Source organism: Kribbella sp. NBC_01484, from assembly GCF_036227145.1.
GTDB lineage: Bacteria > Actinomycetota > Actinomycetes > Propionibacteriales > Kribbellaceae > Kribbella.
The window spans coordinates 1331115-1348225 of record NZ_CP109437.1 but is presented as its reverse complement, the minus strand read 5'-3'; the positions used below and the strand labels follow the sequence as shown (position 1 = coordinate 1348225).

The following is a 17111-nucleotide window of genomic DNA, read 5'->3' as shown; positions in this document are numbered from 1 at the left end:
GTCGGCCGGCTAACGCGGCCGATCTGCCCGAGCGGCTGAGCGCGTTTGCCGCCAAGGCGCGGGATCAGGTCGACGACCTTCTGCTGCGCTGCTGGGACGGCGTCCGCTTCATCGACCGGCCGGGGCTCGACCACGAACCGGCGATCCGGCCGTGGTGTGACGCGGTCGAGATCGCCGACCTGCTGCTCCGGCGTACGCCGGCCGGCCACACCTGTGACGACCTCGTCCGCCGCCTCCGCGCCCGCCAGGACCCAGCGACCGGACTGGTCTCACCCGGAGACCTCTCCGACGCCGGCCTCGCCCTCCCGTCCGACGCGAAGCTCTCCGTCCTGGACGGCCCCGCGAGCTACCACATCCTCTGCGTCGGCTACGCACTCCAAGTCCTGGACAGCAGCTTCGAACACCCGATCCGGACCGACTTCACCCTCGACGAACTCGACAACTTGCCCTGGGCAAGGCGAGCCTGGTCGGCTGGCTCCGCGATCGATGCCCTCGGCACCGCGATCGCCCGAAACCTCCACGAACACAAGGAATCCGGCCCGCTCGAGCAACTGATGGGCTGGCTCGTCACCAGAGTCGACCCGTCCACCGGCGCCTGGGGCCGGCCGCACCCCGACGACGGCTGGCTGCAGGTCGTCAACGGCTTCTATCGCCTGACCCGCGGCACCTACGCCCAGTTCGGTCTCCCGTTGCCGCACCCCGAGCAGGCCGTCAAGACAGTTCTTGCCCACAGCAACGACCGTCGCATGTTCACCGGCGACAACTACAACTCCTGCAACGTCCTCGACGTGATCCACCCACTCTGGCTGGCGCGTAAGCAGACGACGTACGGCGAGCAGGACGCCCTGCGCTGGGCCGAGGACCAACTCAGCCGCATCCTCGACCGCTGGGTCGACGGCGCCGGCTTCGCGTTCGCGCCGGACGGCACCGACGACCGCTCGATCCCGGGTCTGCAAGGCACCGAAATGTGGCTCGCCATCATCTGGCTGCTCTCCGACTACCTCGGCCTGTCCGACGCCGTCGGCTACCGTCCCCGAGGCGTCCACCGCCCCGAACCGCTGGTCGGCCCGCGCTGAACCCCGGCCGCATCGATCTCCTGACCGATGCGGCCGGCACGGTGATACCCCCTGCCCTGACCGGCGGTGTGCAGGGGTCCACTAGCCTGAAGGAGTGGACCCCCGCACGCGTCGACTCGTCACCTCTGTTGTCCTGGCGGCGCTTGTCGCGATCGTGGTGATCGCGGCGTTCATTCGCTGACGGTCGCGGAGCCCAGGACGACATACGGCTGGTTCGACAGGTCGGCGGCCAGCCCGGGGTGGAGCGCTTGCCCGCCGTCTTGGTGCAGCACGCTGAAGAAGTACATCAGCGGGTACGTCGAGGCCGTGTAGTCACCGTCGATCGTGCCCGACAAGGTCTGCCCGGACAGTTCCATCGGGACCTGCCGCCAGGACTCCGACTGGTCCACGTGCCGGTAGTGCAGCGTCGCGCCGACCACGGCCGGATCCACCACCTGCAGCGAGAGCGTGACCGGTTCGCCCCGTTCGAAGCTCGTCGGCACCGAGTGGTCCACTCCCGGCGTGGCCGGCCGGGCGGGTGCCGCGGGCAAGGCCGCTGCTGCTCGCGGGTCTGCCGCCTCCTGCAGTTCCTCGGCGAGGGCCGCCAGGTCGGCGTCGATGGCCGGGACCCGATCCGCCCAGTGACCGTGCTCGGAGGCCTCGATCCCGAACCGCAGATCCGGCTGATACACGCCGTCCACGATCACCGGGATCTCGGCGTACGCGTCCCGGGCTGTCCGGTAGCGTCGCAGCGCCGACTCCAGCGAACCGACCTCCCCGGTCGTCCGATAGGTCGAGTAGTCGACCGCGGCCCGGAACTTGCCGGCGAAGAACCTGCCCAGCCGGACCAGGACCTCGAGATCGATGAGGACCCTACGAACCTGCGCGTCCGACTGGTCTGCGGTCTGCTTGGCGCGGTCGAGGGCCCGCGCTCCGTCGGCGACCAGTTGCTCGATCCACGCGGCCACCTCCAGCGGCGTGTACTTCGCCGAGAGTTCACCGCCGGCCAGCGCCGCGACGTACTCGTCGATGGCGTAGAAGGTGGTCGGGTCGAACGGGCTGACGCCACCCCAGTTGGCCGGCGGGTCGGTGTCGCCGGCGTAGTGATCGGAGTGCACCTGCGACGAGATCGGGAGGTTGAGGTACACCTCGGGCCAGTAGCCGTTGTTCGATCCGCCGACGCCGTGGACCACGGTCACCAGCGGGAGGATCCGGCTGAGCGGGCTCAGGGCGTCCTCCACGTCCGCCGCGGCCTCGCCGTACGTCGACCGGAGATGGCGGCGCCAGGTCTCGGGCTCGGCATCGGGGTTGTAGAGGAGCCGCCCCCACAGCAGGTAGCCGTAGCGGTACTTGGTCCACTCCCGGCTGCCGGGCAGCTTGAGGTCTTCGCGGATGTACGGGTCGCGCATGCCGGGTTCGCCGCTGCCGTGGCGTCCTTTGAAGAACAGCGGTTCACACAGGTCGACACCGCGAGATCCGCCGAATGTCGACAACCGCCCGTACCCCGCGGCGATCGCGGGATCGCCCCAGGCCAAGAGCTTCTGGGTGCCCGGCCAGACCCGGAACATCAGGTCGACGGTCCGGTCCTCGCGCAGGAAGTCGCCGTAGCCGTAGCGGGTGAACCGGCGGGAGAACTCGGTGATGCCCTTCATCTCATGCCCGGCGGGGATCGGCTTGGCCGCCTCCTTGGCCCGGATCGAGGCCTGGTGGTACGGCAGTCCGACGTGCTCGGCCCAGTACTTCGCGGACAGCACCGGGGACAGGTTCGGCAGGTCGACGGCATCGAGCAGGGCCTGGTCGACACCCTTGGCGTGCATGTCGATCTCCAACTGTCGGCCGGCCGAGTTCGCCCCCTCGAACACCGCCCGCCAGAAGATCTCGTGCCGATCGTCGGGGATGCCGCCCTCGTAGTGCACCCGGAACGTCAGCCCGTCGATGTCGGGGCACTCGGCGAGCAGCTGGGCGATGCCGGCCTTGCAGTACGCCGCGTGGTTGTCCGGGCCGATGCCCGTGATCGGGTAGCGGTGGACCGAGTCCCGGCCGTAGTCGTACGCGTGGTTCCACAGGCCCAGCTGGAACTTCAGCCCTCGCCGCTTGCTCTCGGCGGCGATGAAGCGCAGCATCTCCAGGTTGCGCTTCTGCTCGTCCGCTCCGACGCCCTCGGCCCGTACGTCGTAGCCGTCCACGTCGAACAGGAACGGATAGGCGAAGCACAGGTAGTTGTCGGTGGCGCCGTGCCGATCAGCGCCGTAGTTGTACTGCATGCCGAGCGCGAGGTGGAACCGGTTGAACCGGGACGCGGCCAGCCAGGTCAGGTAGTCGGTCCAGAACTGCTTGTCGTGGAACCAGGACGAGTCCTCGTCCACGCTGGAGAACGACCGCACCACGCCCCGGACGGGTACGGCGGGCTGCTCGGCGAACGGCGTCGTACAGGCGAGATCTTCGCCCGCGGCGACTCGGTCCGCGAGTTCGAGCACACCGCACCGGAGGCCGGGCTCATCGTTGCTGACAACAACGATCTCGTCGTCGGCACGGAGTACGGCGTACGACTCGGGCACAGCTGCGAGGGCCGCGGCGGGGACCTCGTCGGGGGTGGCCAGCCGGACCGGCGGGTCGTCGGCGGCGATCCCCCGCTCGGCCAGGGCTTGCACCAGCTGCTCGATCGCCCAGGTGGCGGTGCGGCCGGTGGTGACGGGGTTCTGCTCGTTCATAGGGCTCCAATCACTTGCCGTCGAGGGTCTTGCGGGCGTCGGCCATGAACTTCGGGACGCCCTGCTTGATCGAGATCTTGTTGAACGCGATGTCCTGGCTGGTCTTCAGCAACAGGTCGGCGACGGCGGTCGAGGCGGCCGGGCTGGCCTCCGGCGGGGCGGACGAGTTCTTCAGCGCCAGGTCGGTGTAGGCCAGCACCTGCTTCTCGCTCGCCGACAGGTCACTGCCCTTCAACAGCACGTCGCGGCCTTCGGCCGAGGCAGGCGGTCCGCTGATCAGCCGCAGGGTCTTCGCGGCCTCCTCGCCGTTGGCGAACCAGTTGATGAACGCGGCGGCGTCGTCCGCGCGCTGGCTCTTGGCGTTCAGCGACAGGAAGCTGCTCGGTGCCGGGAACGTCCCACACTTGCCGTCCTTCGTGTTCCGCGGCGGCAGGGTGATGTCGATGGTGTGGTCAGTGAGGTCCTGGAACCCGCCCTTGAGGTTGGGCGTCTGGATGTGCGCGAGTGCCGCCTGCTTCTTGACCAGCGGCCCGGTCGGCCAGTCGCCGTACTTGGCCTGAGCCGCGATGTCGGCCGGGATCGTGCCGCCGGTGGCTCGCAGCGCGGCCCAGTACTCGAACCACTCGATCAGCGAGGCATCGGTGAAGGCGAGCGTGCCGTCCTTGTACAGGTCTTCGCCCTTGCCGCGCAGGAAGATCTGCAGCGACGCTGTGTCCCCACTGGGGTCCTCCGCGCCGTAGATCTTCTTTCCGGACTTCTGCCGGATCTCGTTGGCCAGGTTCGCGAAGTCGGACCAGGTCCACGTCTCCTTCGGGTGCTCCAGGCCGAGCTGGTCGAGCACGGTCACGTCGTACCCCAAGCTGAAGGTGCTCATCGCGACCGGGATGCCGAACTGCTCGCCCTTCAGCTGGCCTTGGACGAGCAGGTTCTGGTCGATCGGCTTGGTGTCGATGGTGTCCGGGATGTACTTCTTCAGGGACTGCAGCGCTCCGGCTGCGCCGTACTGGCCGATCCGCGGGGCGTCGATGTTGATCACGTCGGGGGCGTTCCCGCCGGCCATCTGGGTGGCGAGCTTGTCCCAGTACTCCGCGGTCGCGGTACCCTCGAAGACCATCTTCACGTTCGGATGGCTCGAGGTGTACTTGTCCGCGAGCTTGCTGCGCAGGCCGAGCTTGGTCGGGTCGCCATAGCTGCTGAACCGGACCGATCCCTTCGCCTCCTTGGCCGCGGGGTCGAGGTTGCAGGCCGACAGCAACGGTGCGAGAACGCCGGCCGCGAGTCCGGCCTGCAGGAAGCGCCGACGGCTGAGCGGTGTGGTCATGACTGGGTTCCTTTCGGGCTAGCCCTTCAGGCCGGTCGTGGCGATGCCCTCGACGATCCGGCGCTGGGCGAGGAGGAAGACGATGAAGGTCGGCACCAGCGACAGCACCGACATGGCCAGCAGTTGCCCGTACGACGAGTCGCCGGTCGCGTCGACGAATCGCCGCAGAGCGACCGGTACGGTCTCGCTGCTGGGGTAGGACAGATAGATCAGCTGGGCGAAGAAGTCGTTGTACGTCCAGATGAAGGTGAAGATCATGGTGGTGATCAGCACCGGGCCGGTCAGCGGCAGGATGATCCGGCTGAAGATGCGGACCTTGCCGCAGCCGTCGATCATCGCGGCCTCGTCCAGCGTGCGCGGGATGGTGCGGATGAACTGGACCATCAAGAAGATGAAGAACGCGTCGGTGGCCAGGAACTTCGGCACCACCAGCGGGAGATAGGTGTTCACCCAGCCGAGGTGGAAGAACAGCACGTACTGCGGGATCAGCAGCGCGTGCGCGGGCAGCATGATCGAGCCGAGCATGATGCCGAAGAACACCTTCTTGCCGCGGAACTCCAGCCGGGCGAACGCGTACGCCGTGAGCGTGCAGGCGATCACGTTGCCGGCCACCGCGAGCACCGCGATCAGCAGCGAGTTGAAGTAGAACCGGGTGAAGGTGGGATCGGTCGCGGTCCAGCCGGCGATGTAGTTGCGCGGGTCCAGCGAGCTCGGGAACGGGTTGAGCTGGGAGAAGATGTCGCGCTCGTCCTTGAAGGATCCGCCGACCATCCAGAGCAGCGGATAGACCATCACCACGGTGCCGGCGATCAACGCGAGGTGGGTCAGCCACCGCCGCCCGCGACCCCGGCGTACCGGGCTTTGCAGAAGAGTTGTCATCAGCGGTCCTCGTAGTAGACCCAGCGGCGGGCGAGCCCGAAGTTGATCAGCGTGAAGGTGGCGATGATCAGCAGCAGCGCCCACGCCATCGCGGAGGCGTAGCCCATGTTCAGGTTCGTGAAACCCTGCTGGTACAGGTAAAGCGTGTAGAACAACGTCGAGTCCGACGGTCCACCGCTGCCGCCGCTCACGACGTACGCCGGGGTGAAGGCCTGGAACGCCTGGATGATCTGCAGCACCACGTTGAAGAAGATGATCGGTGTCAGCAGCGGCACGGTGACCGACCAGAACCGTCGCCAGGCGCTCGCACCGTCCACCGAAGCCGCGTCGTACAGCTCCTGCGGGATCTGTTTGAGCCCGGCCAGGAAGATCACCATCGGCGAGCCGAACTGCCAGATGTTCAGCAGGACCAGCGTGTAGAGAGCCGTGTCGGGGTTGGAGATCCAGCTGCGGCCGGCGACGCCGAAGAAGGCGAGGAAGCTGTTCAGGACGCCGTCGTCGTCGAACAGCTGGCCCCAGATCACCGCGATCGCGACGCTGCCGCCGAGCAGGGACGGGATGTAGTAGATCGACCGGTACCACGCCATCCCACGCAGCGGGCGGTTCAGCATCACGGCGACCGCTAGTGCGAATCCCAGCTGCAGGGGGACTGTCAGCGCGACGTAGATGAAGGTGACCTTCAACGACTGCAGGTAGCGGGGGTCGTCGGTGAACATCTTCACGTAGTTGCCGAAGCCGTTCCAGGCGGGTGGCTGCAGCAGGTTGAACTTGGTGAACGACAGGTACAGGGACCCGAGCAGGGGCCCGGCCGTGAGCAGCAGCAGACCGACGAACCACGGGGCCAGGAAGAGATAGGCGACCCGGTCACGTCGCCTGCTGGGTTTGGGCCGTGCTGCCGGGGTGCCGCCGGCCGGGACGCCGGCCGTCGATTCGCGGCCTGCCGGAGCAGAGATCTCGGTCCTCATGCTCATGGTGGCCTCCTCTCAGGGGCCTTCTTCACCGATGTAGAAGCGTGTCGGAAAAGTGCCGGAGCCTTCGGATCGGGTGACGTGAAGGACTCCGGCCGGTGGGCGGGGTTTACCGCTTGGTGGAAATGGTGTTCCACTACGCGAGAGGTTAGGGCGCCGTCGGACGATGCGCAAGAGCGGAGTGCATTCGTATTCATAAGCCTGAAACAGCCGTCGCCCGCTAAGGTTCTCGCGCATGAGCTCCAATGCGCGGTCGTCGTACCTGATGAGGGCCGGCCTGGTCCGCAACGTGCGGTCGGGGGAGCATCTGACCACCTTCGTGGTGGCCGGCGTGGCGACGGTGCTGGTCACCCGCCTGATCCTCAGCCTGAGCGGCTACCCGCAGATCGGCGGGAAAGGCCTGCACATCGCCCATGTGCTCCCGGGCGGCCTGCTGATGCTGGTCGCGATCTCGCTGTTGCTCGGGTACGTCGGTCCCGTCGTACGGCCCGCGGCCGCACTGGTCGGCGGGATCGGGTTCGGCCTGTTCATCGACGAGGTCGGGAAGTTCATCACCTCGGACAACAACTACTTCTACCAACCGGCCGCGGCGATCGTGTACATCGTCTTCGTGCTGATCGTGCTCGCGACCCGGTTCCTCACCACGCGGCGGCCGATCGACCCACGCGAGCAGCTGGCGAACGTGATCGATCACGCGGTGGAGGGCGTGGCGGGCGGTCTGTCCCGGCGCCGGCTGGCGCAGGCCTCGGAGGAGCTCCGCCAGGTGGGTCCGGAGGTGGCCGGTCGCCGCGAGACGCGGGAGCTGCTGATCGCCTGCCCGGCTGACGAGGTGGAGCTGGCCGCTCCGGTGGACGCCCTGCGGCGGACCGTCCTGCGTGGGTTCGACCGGCTGGCCACGCATCCGCTCGCGCCCACGATCGCGGTCTTCGTCCTGATCGTCCAGGCGATCGGCGCGCCCGCGATCGCGGCCGGGATCCGGTTCGACAACGGGCTGGTCGCCGACATCCCGGTGCTCGGGGTGGCGGCCGGGAGCTTGCTGTCGGCAACGTTCACGGCGCGCGGTGCGTGGCAGCTGCGGAAGGGGAACCGGGTCCGTGCGGTCCGGCTGTTCGAGCTCGCGGTGCTGGTGTCCTTGCTGATGACCCAGGTGTTCCAGTTCGCCGGGACGCAGTTCGCGGCGGTCGGCGGGATGTTGCTCGACCTGGTGCTGCTCGGGCTGCTGAAGGCCGAGCGCGACCGGATGCGGCGCCAGGCGACCGAGGTGACGAGGGCTAAGACGCAGCGACTGCCACCGGATCCTGATCAGCCTCCGTTCCCCCAGGATCCGTCGGCTCCGGTGTAGCCTTCCAGTTCTCGTGGCGGCCGATCAGCACCGGTGACATGGTCGCGACGAGGTAGACCGCCCCGGCCGCGAGCAGTGCGGGCGCCAGGCCGATGCCGGCGATCGCAGCACCCGCGATGATTCCGCCGAGTGGCACACCGGTCCAGCAGACCGCTTCGGCCAATGAGTTGACTCGGCCGAGCATCTGTCGCGGGATCCGCTCGATGAACAGTGCACCGAGCACCGGGTTGATGAAGCCGGCTCCGACGCCTCCGACGGCATAGACGGCCATGAGTGCCCAGACGGGAGCGTCGTACGCCATCACCACGAAGCGCGGCGCGCCACAGATCAGGAACGCCAGCGTGAAGACCAGCTTGCGCGGGATGCGCTCGCCGACGGCCGACGCCAGCAATGCGAACAGCGTCGCGGTCACACCGAACGATGTGAGGATCAGGCTGGTGTGCCCGGGGCCGAAGCCGTGCTCCTTGATCCAGACCGGCAGCAGTACGGCGCCGACCGCCGCGTCGAGCAGGTTCGTCACCGCGATCATCAGGACCAGCGGCATCATCAGCTTGTCCTTGCGGAGGAACCGCCAGCCCTCCAGGAGGCGCCGGCCGTAGCCGTCCTCGGTCATGACTGTCTTCTCGTGGTGCTTGGGGATCCAGCGGTAGATCAGTACGGCGCAGACGCCGAAGGACGCGGCGTCGATCCAGAGGGCGTTGACCGTGCCGACGAGCGTGATCAGGCCGCCGGCCAGTGCATAGGCGAAGAAGCTGGCCAGGCGCTCCGTCGTACTCTCGAGCCCGGTCACCCGCTCCAACGGGACCTGTGCCGCCCGGGCGATGTCGGGGATCAGTGTCGCCTTGGCCGCATCACCCGGACCGCGAAGCGCTCCTGCGATGGCTACCAGGATGAGGAGTACGGGAAACGACAACGCGCCCATCATGTGGAGCAGTGGCACCAGACCGACGACGCCCGTACTGGACGCGTCCGCGATCACACTGACCCGTCGTGCTCCTACCCGATCGATCAGCGGGCCGCCGACGGCCTTGACGAGGACGAGCGGCCCCATCTCCGCGAGCGCCACGATCCCGGTCTTCACCGGGGAACCGGTCGTGACCAGGACGAACCACGGGATGGCGATCGCACTGACCCGAGTGCCACAGATCGACACCACATTCGCCACCAGGAAGGCAACCAGTGGCGCCCGGTACCGCTTCTCCGCACCCACGTCCCTCACCTCACTCAGTGGGTCTCGCGCGGATACGCCTGGATCTGCACCGTCACGTGCTCGGCCCCCTCGGGCAGCGGAGCCGTCAGATCCGGTGTCTTGTACTTCTCGAACACCGCCACGACCTCGCGCATCATCGCGGCCAGCTCGTCGGGCCGCAGGTGGAAGAGGACGTCCGACAGCAAACTCGCTTCCTGCCACTCGGGCGGCATCGTCTGCATCGCGTCGATGAAGCCGAACATGTTCTCGGCGTACGTCTGTCCGATCCCGTGCAAGAACCCCAGCGCCAGCTCAGGCTCCTGGTCCAGCAGTTCGGCCGCGTCGAACTCGGTCCCCTGGTGCGCGGCCTTCCACCAGCGGTCGCGCGCGTTGCCCCGGCTGTCGTCCTCCACCACGAGGCCCGCCTCGGCCAGCTGGCGAAGGTGATAGCTGGTCGCGCCGGTGTTCACCCCGAGCCGGCTCGCCAGCGTGGTGGCCGTCTGTGGCCCGTAGACCCGCAGCAGGCCGAGCATCCGGTTCCGCATCGGGTGCGCCAGCGCACGGACCAGGTGCCGATCCAGCCGGACGGTCTTGGCGTCCTGCGCCTTCTCGTCCTGCGCGGTCTTGTCGTGGGGGTTCTCGTCGCCGGGCGTCTCGCTCATGCTGTCGATCGTAGGACTGCAAAGACAGTTTGCAAAGAGTTTTTGCAAACGAGTTGTGCGATCGGTTGTCCACAGGTCGCGAATCGGTCGCCGGGGCGGGGTGGAATCGCGGCATCTTCTCCGGTGAGACAGGGACCGGGCGCGCCCCTCGAGGCCGCCCGGTCCGCACCATGAAACGGAGATCAACCCATGCTGCGAGTGATGCTCGAGGACGCCGACTACTGCGACGTCCCCGCCGACCTGATGACGTTCGACGACGGGGCGGTGGTGTTCTGGCGCGAGGGCGAGGAGGTCGGCCGGCACCGCCAGGCCCGGATCCGCTCCCTGGAGCTGATGGACACCCGCTCGATGACCCGCAAGATCAAGGCCGCCCGCAAGAACCATCCGAACGCGTTCCGCCCGTGGTCCGCCGCCGACGAGGAGACCCTGACCGAGATGTATCGCAACGGCGCGACCAAGGACCAGCTGATCGATGCCCTCGGCCGCCAGGAGGGCGGCATCGCCACCCGCCTGCGCGGCCTCGGCCTCCTCCCGGAGGACGAGAAACTGCGATGAGCCCTCCCTCCACAACCAGCTGTGGGCGAGACCTCTTTGTGATCCGGCGGAGCGGTCGGCGACAATGGCGCGATGCAGGCAGAGGTGCACCCGGATCCCAGCGGCCCGGCCCTGGATCCGCGGGCCACGTCCGGCGATCCGGCCCCGGCGTCACAGCCGGAGCCCGGCGCGTGGGAGGTGATCCGGGCGGCGCTACTGGACCAGACCGGTCTGGTCCGCGCGCTCGCCTCCGGCCGTCGCCGCGGCGCCGAGGCACCGCACTACCTCCGGATCGAGCTCAGGTACGTCGACCTGAAAGGGCAGCGCCACCTGCAGATCACCGAGTACGACGAACGCCAGGCCCACACCCGCAACGTCGCGGCGTCGGACAGCGAGAAGGCCGTCGACGAACTGCTCGACCTGCCGTACGGGACGTGGCATGTCGAGACGACCACCGAGACACTGCGGCTGCGCTACACCAAGAAGGGCAAGGAGCTGCTCCACCGGCAGGAGGACAGCCGCGAGCAGAAGACCGGCCACGACCGGGTGAAGCAGCGCGTGCTCGACCCGGCCGCGCCGTTCCTGATCGAGCTCGGCATCAGCGACCACCAGGGCCGGGTGAAGCCGTCGCGGCAGGCGAAGTACAAGCAGATCGAGGAGTTCTGCAAGCTGCTCGCGCCTGCCCTCGACGAGGCTGTCTCGGCCGGCCGGATCACGACCGGCCGGCCATTGCAGGTCGTCGACCTCGGCTGTGGCAACGCCTACCTCACCCTGGCCGCGTATCACCTGCTGTCCGCGGCCGGCCACGACGTCCGGATGACCGGCATCGATCACAACCCGGCCGCCCGGAAGCGGAACACCCGGGTGGTCGAGGCGCTCGGCTGGCAGGATCACCTGCGCTTCGTCGACGCGACCATCCAGGCCGCCGAGCTCGACGTACGTCCGGACGTCGTACTGGCGCTGCACGCGTGCGACACGGCGACCGACGACGCGCTGGCCCGGGCGGTCGGCTGGGAGGCTCCGCTGGTGCTCGCGGCTCCGTGCTGTCATCACGACATCCAAAAGCAGCTCAAGAGCGTCTCACCACCGGCGCCTTATGCGCTGATGACGAGATATGGCATCGTTCGTGAGCGGTTCGCCGACGTCCTGACGGATTCGCTGCGGGCGGCGGTGCTGAGGCAGGTCGGATATCGAGTGGAGGTCGTGCAGTTCGTGGACAGTCAGCACACCCCGCGCAACCTGCTGCTCCGCGCCGCCCGGACCGGCGCCAAGCCGACCGCCGATGTGCAGTCCGAATACCAGACCTTGATCGCCGACTGGCAGGTCACACCGCGCCTGGCCCAGCTCCTGCTCCCGCCGGCAGCCGAGGCCGGAGCAGAACAGGCAGTCGGCTCCGAGGTGATGCCGTGAGACAGCTCCGGACGGCACTTGCCCTGACCGCCGCAGCCCTGTTCACGCTCGCCGGCGCCGCCCTGCCCACCTCCGCGTCGGCCACCACCACCGCGGACCCGACGCCGCCGAAGAAGCTGTTCACGATCAAGGACGACCGGATCAAGGACCCGTCGGGGCTGGCGAAGAGCCAGAATTACGATGACCTCTACTGGACGGCGAACGCGACGACTGACAGTGTCCGGGTGTTCGGCCTCGACACCACCGGCAGGTTGAAGGTGGAGCTGGGGTTCAAGGCGCAGGCGCAGGACATCGAGGCGGTCGGGGTGGACCGCGACGGCACGATCTACATCGCGGACATCGGCGACAACAAGGTCAACCGGGACATGATCGAGATCTACACGATCCCGGAGCCGGCCTCGCTGAAGGACTCCGACAGCGTCAAGTACCACCGGTTCGACTTCACTTACCCTGATGGTCCGCACGACGCCGAGACCCTGCTGGTCGAGCCCGGGACGAACCAGCTCTACATCGTCACGAAGTCGACGAAGGGCACCGGCGCGATCTACGCGGCGCCACCAGCACCGACCCGCCAGGGCACGAACGAGCTCTCCAAGCTCGCCCCGGCCCCGTCCGGCGTGATCACCGACGGCACGTTCCTGCCGGACGGTCAGCGCGTCGTGCTGCGAACGAACCGCGACGTCGCCACCGTCGCGTGGGGCGACACCCCCACGGCGATCGCCCGCACCCCGGTCGCGTTCGGCGAAGGCGAGAGCGTCGCCGTCGGCCCGACCGACACCACGGTCCTCGTCGGGACCGAGGGCACCAACTCGGCCGTCTACCAGGTCCAGATCCCTGCGAAGGCCGCCGCCGCCACACCCCCCGCGGCCTCCGCGACCCCCAAGCCCACCGGCAGCGCCGACGCCAACAGCGATACCGGCAAGAACCACAACCTCCGCTGGATCCTCATCGGCGCCGCGCTCTTCGCCCTCATCATCACCATCGTCACCTTCCCTCCAGGCCGCCGCGAACGCCTCGACCGCATGGCCGAAAACGCCCGCCTAACCGGCCAAACCCCCCGCACCCCCCACCGCCGCTCCCACTCCTAACCCCCCGGCACCACGCACCACCCACCCTGGTCCGCGGCGCTGAGCCACAGCCGCTCACAGGCGGTGCTTTGCCTGGCCACCGCGGTCAGGCGGGAAGCAACCTGCAAAGCATCGGCCGGGAGCTACCTGCACGGACGAGCGATGGCTGCGGCAGCGGCAGGTGCTGGGGAGACAAACAGCCGCCGGCCCCGGGCTGGGGTCGGCGGCTGTGGGGTGCGGCGGGTTACTTCAGGCGGTCGACGACGAAGTCGATGGCTTGGGTGAGCTTTTCGACGTCGTCGGGGTCCACCGCGGGGAACATCGCGACGCGCAGCTGGTTGCGGCCGAGTTTGCGGTAGGGCTCGGTGTCGACGATTCCGTTGGCGCGCAGCGTCTTCGCGACCGCCGCGGCGTCGATCGCGTCGTCCAGGTCGACGGTGCCGATGACGAGCGAGCGAGCGTCCGGGTCCTCGACGTACGGCGTCGCGTAGTCGGACTTCTCGGCCCAGGTGTAGAGCCGGGTGCTCGAGTCGGTCGTCCGGGCGACGCTCCACTCCAGGCCGCCCTGGGTGTTGATCCAGTCGGTCTGCTCCGCCATCAGGAACAGCGTGGCCAGCGACGGAGTGTTGTAGGTCTGGTGCTTGCTCGAGTTGTCGATCGCGGTGGCCAGGTCCAGGAACGCCGGGATCCACCGGCCGGACGCGGTGATCTCCTCGACCCGCGCCAGCGCGGCCGGGCTCATCAGCGCGATCCACAGACCGCCGTCCGAGGCGAAACACTTCTGCGGCGCGAAGTAGTAGACGTCGACCTCGTTGATGTCGACCGGCAGGCCGCCGGCGCCCGAGGTGGCGTCGATCGCGACCAGCGCGCCCTCGTCGGCGCCCTCGACCCGCTTGACCGGTGCCATCACGCCGGTGGAGGTCTCGTTGTGCGGCCATGCGTACAGGTCGACGCCGGCCTCGGCGACCGCGACCGGGCGCGTGCCGGGGTCGGACTTCACGATGGTCGGGTCGGCGAGATGCGGCGCGAGCTGTGCGGCCTTGGCGAACTTCGACGAGAACTCACCGAAGCTCAGGTGCTGGCTCTTCTCCCGGATCAGCCCGAACGTCGCGATGTCCCAGAACGCGGTCGAGCCGCCGTTGCCGAGCACCACCTGGTACCCGTCGGGCAGCTGGAACAGGTCGGACACACCCTGTTGGACCCGGGCCACCAGGTTCTTCACCGGCGCCTGCCGGTGCGACGTACCGAGCAGCTTGGCGCCCTCGGTCGCCAGCGCGGCCACAGCCTCCGGCCGCACCTTCGACGGCCCGGCCCCGAAGCGTCCGTCAGCGGGCTTGAGCTCTGCAGGAATCAGAATCTCGCTGGTCACCAGCGTTTCCCTTCGTCGTCTGCGTTCAGAAAGCCGACGACGCTGTCAGCGCACCCCATCCTCCCACACCCACCGCAACCCCCACCCCCGGGTCTCATCCCAGCCACGCCGCTCGGGGGCCGGAGTGCGGTGGGGAGTTGGGGTCACTCGTGTTTGCGGGTGATTGTTTGGGTGCCGGTCAGGAGGGCGACGGGGCCGTCCGGGGTGTCGGTCCACTCGCCGCACGCGCCGCCACCCTCGGCGATGTCGAGTGTCAGCTCGGACCCGTCCATCCGCAGCGCCGGGTGGTAGTACTGCGCGACCTTCTCGGCTTCGCCTTGGATGTAGTGGCCGATGAGGGCTCGGCGGAAGCGGTCGGCGGTGATGTTGGGAGCGCTGCCGTGGACCAGGGCGCCGTGGAAGAACAGGACATCGCCCGGTTCCATCTCGACGGGTACGGCGGCGCCCGCCTCAGGCAGCGGGACGGTGATGTCGGTGAAGCTGACCGTGGTGTCCGCCTTCTCGGTGCACAGGATCGGCCAGCGGTGGCTACCGGGCACGACCTCGAGGCAGCCGTTCGCGCGGTCGACCCGGTCGAGCGCCATCCACGCCGCGACGCAGGTGCCGGGGTCGGCCTTCAGATAGAAGTTGTCCTGGTGCAGCGCCTGCCCCCGCGAACCCGGCGGCTTGAAGTAGATCATCGTCTGCACCGCGTACGGCGACCTGCCGAGCAGCGCGGTCATCACCCGATCGATCCGCGGGTCGATCATCCACTGCAGCGAGGCGTCGTCCCAGCGGTGCATCTGCGCCATCCGCGGGTACCGCTTGAGCGGATCCCGGTCGGTCGCGGTGTGCCCGGCGAAGTCGTGGGGGTTGGTCCCACGGCGGCGCACCTCCATGTAGTGGTCCCGCAGCCGATCGACCTCGTCCTCGCTCCACAGTCCGCGCACCAGCGTGTACCCGGTCTCGTCGAACTCCGCCTTGTACGCCGCGCCGGTCTGCTCATCGATGTTGTACGAAACGCTCATCCACAACTCCCGCACTCGATCCGCCACTCACGCAAGGACCGCCTACTCTGTCCCTGACACAGCAATTCTCCGACCAATCGCCGCCGGCCGACCACGGACGATTCACGCGAGGTGTTGAACTTTTGTCGCATCGCCCGGCAGTGCACGCGCCCTTGCGGATCACTCTGCTGTCACCGCCGACGTTCTGGCGCTGCGAGCCGAGCTGGTCCTGGACGTCGCGTCCGCTCCCGGACCATCTGTTGTGGTGTGTGCTGGATGGACGTGGCCGGCTGGAGCTCGGCGGCGACCTGCGGGAGTTGCACCCTGGTGTCTGTGCAGTCTTCGCACCGGGCGACGCCCCGCGAGCGACCCATGATCCGCGCCGGCGCTTGCTGGTGTTCGGCATGCATTTCGAGGTCGACCGCCCGAGGGTGGCTCAGGATCCGCGGTGGGGCGAGGTGATGGATCGCGAGTTGCTCGGCGTACTCGCGCGCACCTGCGACGCGTCGTACCGGCGGCAGGACGCGTTGGGCCGGAGGCAGGCGGAGCTGTGTCTGGAGCAACTGCTCGGGGTGATCTGGGACGCGGTCCACAACCCCGGGCGGAGCGTGACCGACACGGCTGTGGACGAGGTGGCGCGGCAGATCCGGCAGGATCCCAGCCACGACTGGACCGTCACGGAGATGGCTCGCCGGGCCGCACTCTCCAGGGCGCAGTTCACCCGGAGGTTCGTCGCACAGCTCGGGATGTCGCCCGCGCAGTACCTGATCCAGTCCAGGATCGACCGCGCTCACCAGCTACTGACCGATTCAGGGATGACGGTGACCCAGACAGCCGCCGCGCTCGGCTACACCGACGTCCCGTACTTCAGCCGCCAGTACAAGCAACGCACCGGCCGGTCACCAAGCCAGGATCGGTGACTAGGACCGCCAGCGAGTCAGCACGTCGTCGAGTTGCGAGCGGATCTGATCGCGGGCGTCCTGCCGACTGATGCCGGTCATCAGGAGCCTGTCGTAGGGCGTGTCCTCGTGGCGAATGGAGGCAACCACCGCGAGCGTGACCGCGTGCTCATCGAGGGCTCGGCCGGCCGCCGATCTGCCGACCCGTCCACTGCTGCGGGTGCCGGCGTGCAGGGCGATCGCTGTGGCGCGCGACGCCGGGCAGGCGGGGAACAGACGCCGGATCTCGATGGCCAGCCGGTGCTGGAAGTCGACGTCCTCGATCGCACGCCGCTCCCGCGACCGTTCGCGCTGCCGCGCCCGGAGGTCCTCGTCGGCGAGGCACTGCTCCTCGGCGATCTCCAGCGCGGCTTGCTCAACCAGGACGCCTTGGCGCTCGTACCGTTTCCGCGCCCGGCTCCACCGGACCACGACCGCCGACAGCGTGCTCGCCTTCCGCGCGCGCCGGGTCAGCGCGGTGTTGCCCGACGGCAGGAACACCAGGTGGTCGAGATCCGCACAACCGAGACAGTGCGGCGCGTCGTTCTCCAGACGCATCAGATCTGTCTCGGTCGTTCCACAGTCCGCGCAGGTGAACTCTTTCACTGGCGAGATGACCAGCAGGTCGTCCGGCTTCACGACCAAAGACCTTACGTCCGAATGACGGTGGCCCATAACCC

General features: G+C 68.3%; 14 protein-coding genes. 5 read left to right on the top strand and 9 right to left on the bottom strand.

The window, feature by feature from the left end:
• Positions 1-1246: 1246 nt before the first annotated feature.
• Genes OG555_RS06525 through OG555_RS06510 form a run of 4 tightly spaced genes read right to left on the bottom strand, consistent with a single transcriptional unit; the run spans position 1247 to position 6937 of the window.
• On the bottom strand, positions 1247-3766 hold the full coding sequence (locus OG555_RS06525; protein ID WP_329481891.1) for a hypothetical protein: 2520 nt from the start codon (positions 3764-3766) through the stop codon (positions 1247-1249).
• Positions 3767-3776: 10 nt separating this feature from the next.
• Positions 3777-5087, bottom strand: coding sequence for an ABC transporter substrate-binding protein (locus OG555_RS06520; protein ID WP_329481889.1), 1311 nt, complete (start codon positions 5085-5087; stop codon positions 3777-3779).
• A gap of 18 nt (positions 5088-5105) precedes the next feature.
• Positions 5106-5966 (bottom strand): carbohydrate ABC transporter permease, encoded by an 861-nt coding sequence (locus OG555_RS06515; RefSeq protein ID WP_329481887.1) that lies wholly within the window; start codon positions 5964-5966, stop codon positions 5106-5108.
• Positions 5966-6937 (bottom strand): carbohydrate ABC transporter permease, encoded by a 972-nt coding sequence (locus OG555_RS06510; protein ID WP_329481885.1) that lies wholly within the window; start codon positions 6935-6937, stop codon positions 5966-5968. Before OG555_RS06510 ends, OG555_RS06515 begins: the two co-directional genes overlap by 1 nt.
• Positions 6938-7169: 232 nt before the next feature.
• Between OG555_RS06510 and OG555_RS06505 the strand changes: the two genes are divergently transcribed.
• Positions 7170-8276 (top strand): hypothetical protein, encoded by a 1107-nt coding sequence (locus OG555_RS06505; protein ID WP_329481883.1) that lies wholly within the window; start codon positions 7170-7172, stop codon positions 8274-8276.
• Here the strand turns inward: OG555_RS06505 and OG555_RS06500 are convergent.
• Together OG555_RS06500 and OG555_RS06495 are read right to left on the bottom strand one after the other, a co-directional pair.
• Complete coding sequence (locus tag OG555_RS06500; RefSeq protein WP_329481881.1) at positions 8206-9486, bottom strand: MFS transporter; 1281 nt, start codon at positions 9484-9486, stop codon at positions 8206-8208. The genes OG555_RS06505 and OG555_RS06500 overlap by 71 nt on opposite strands.
• A gap of 14 nt (positions 9487-9500) precedes the next feature.
• Entirely contained in the window at positions 9501-10127 is a 627-nt protein-coding gene (locus tag OG555_RS06495) for a helix-turn-helix domain-containing protein (RefSeq protein ID WP_329481879.1), read from the bottom strand.
• Positions 10128-10316: 189 nt separating this feature from the next.
• On the opposite strand from OG555_RS06495, the gene OG555_RS06490 reads away from it, so the two are divergent.
• From OG555_RS06490 to OG555_RS06480, 3 genes are all read left to right on the top strand, one after another.
• The gene (locus OG555_RS06490) at positions 10317-10682 is read left to right on the top strand and encodes a hypothetical protein (RefSeq protein WP_329481877.1); all 366 of its coding nucleotides are present in this window, start codon (positions 10317-10319) and stop codon (positions 10680-10682) included.
• A gap of 72 nt (positions 10683-10754) precedes the next feature.
• Positions 10755-12071, top strand: a complete 1317-nt coding sequence (locus OG555_RS06485) for a class I SAM-dependent methyltransferase (RefSeq protein WP_329481875.1) — start codon at positions 10755-10757, stop codon at positions 12069-12071.
• Entirely contained in the window at positions 12068-13159 is a 1092-nt protein-coding gene (locus tag OG555_RS06480; RefSeq protein ID WP_329481873.1) for a hypothetical protein, read from the top strand. Before OG555_RS06485 ends, OG555_RS06480 begins: the two co-directional genes overlap by 4 nt.
• A 223-nt stretch (positions 13160-13382) precedes the next feature.
• Here OG555_RS06480 and serC read toward each other — a convergent pair whose 3' ends face one another.
• Positions 13383-14507 (bottom strand): phosphoserine transaminase, encoded by a 1125-nt coding sequence (serC, locus tag OG555_RS06475; RefSeq protein WP_442914487.1) that lies wholly within the window; start codon positions 14505-14507, stop codon positions 13383-13385.
• A 143-nt stretch (positions 14508-14650) separates the two neighbouring features.
• Positions 14651-15514, bottom strand: coding sequence for a phytanoyl-CoA dioxygenase family protein (locus OG555_RS06470; protein WP_329481871.1), 864 nt, complete (start codon positions 15512-15514; stop codon positions 14651-14653).
• 140 nt (positions 15515-15654) lie between these two features.
• Here OG555_RS06470 and OG555_RS06465 point away from each other — a divergent pair, with 140 nt between their 5' ends.
• Entirely contained in the window at positions 15655-16413 is a 759-nt protein-coding gene (locus tag OG555_RS06465; protein ID WP_329481869.1) for an AraC family transcriptional regulator, read from the top strand.
• Here the strand turns inward: OG555_RS06465 and OG555_RS06460 are convergent, their stop codons facing one another.
• Entirely contained in the window at positions 16414-17070 is a 657-nt protein-coding gene (locus tag OG555_RS06460; protein WP_329481868.1) for a DUF2293 domain-containing protein, read from the bottom strand. It lies immediately after the preceding gene.
• Positions 17071-17111: the final 41 nt, after the last annotated feature.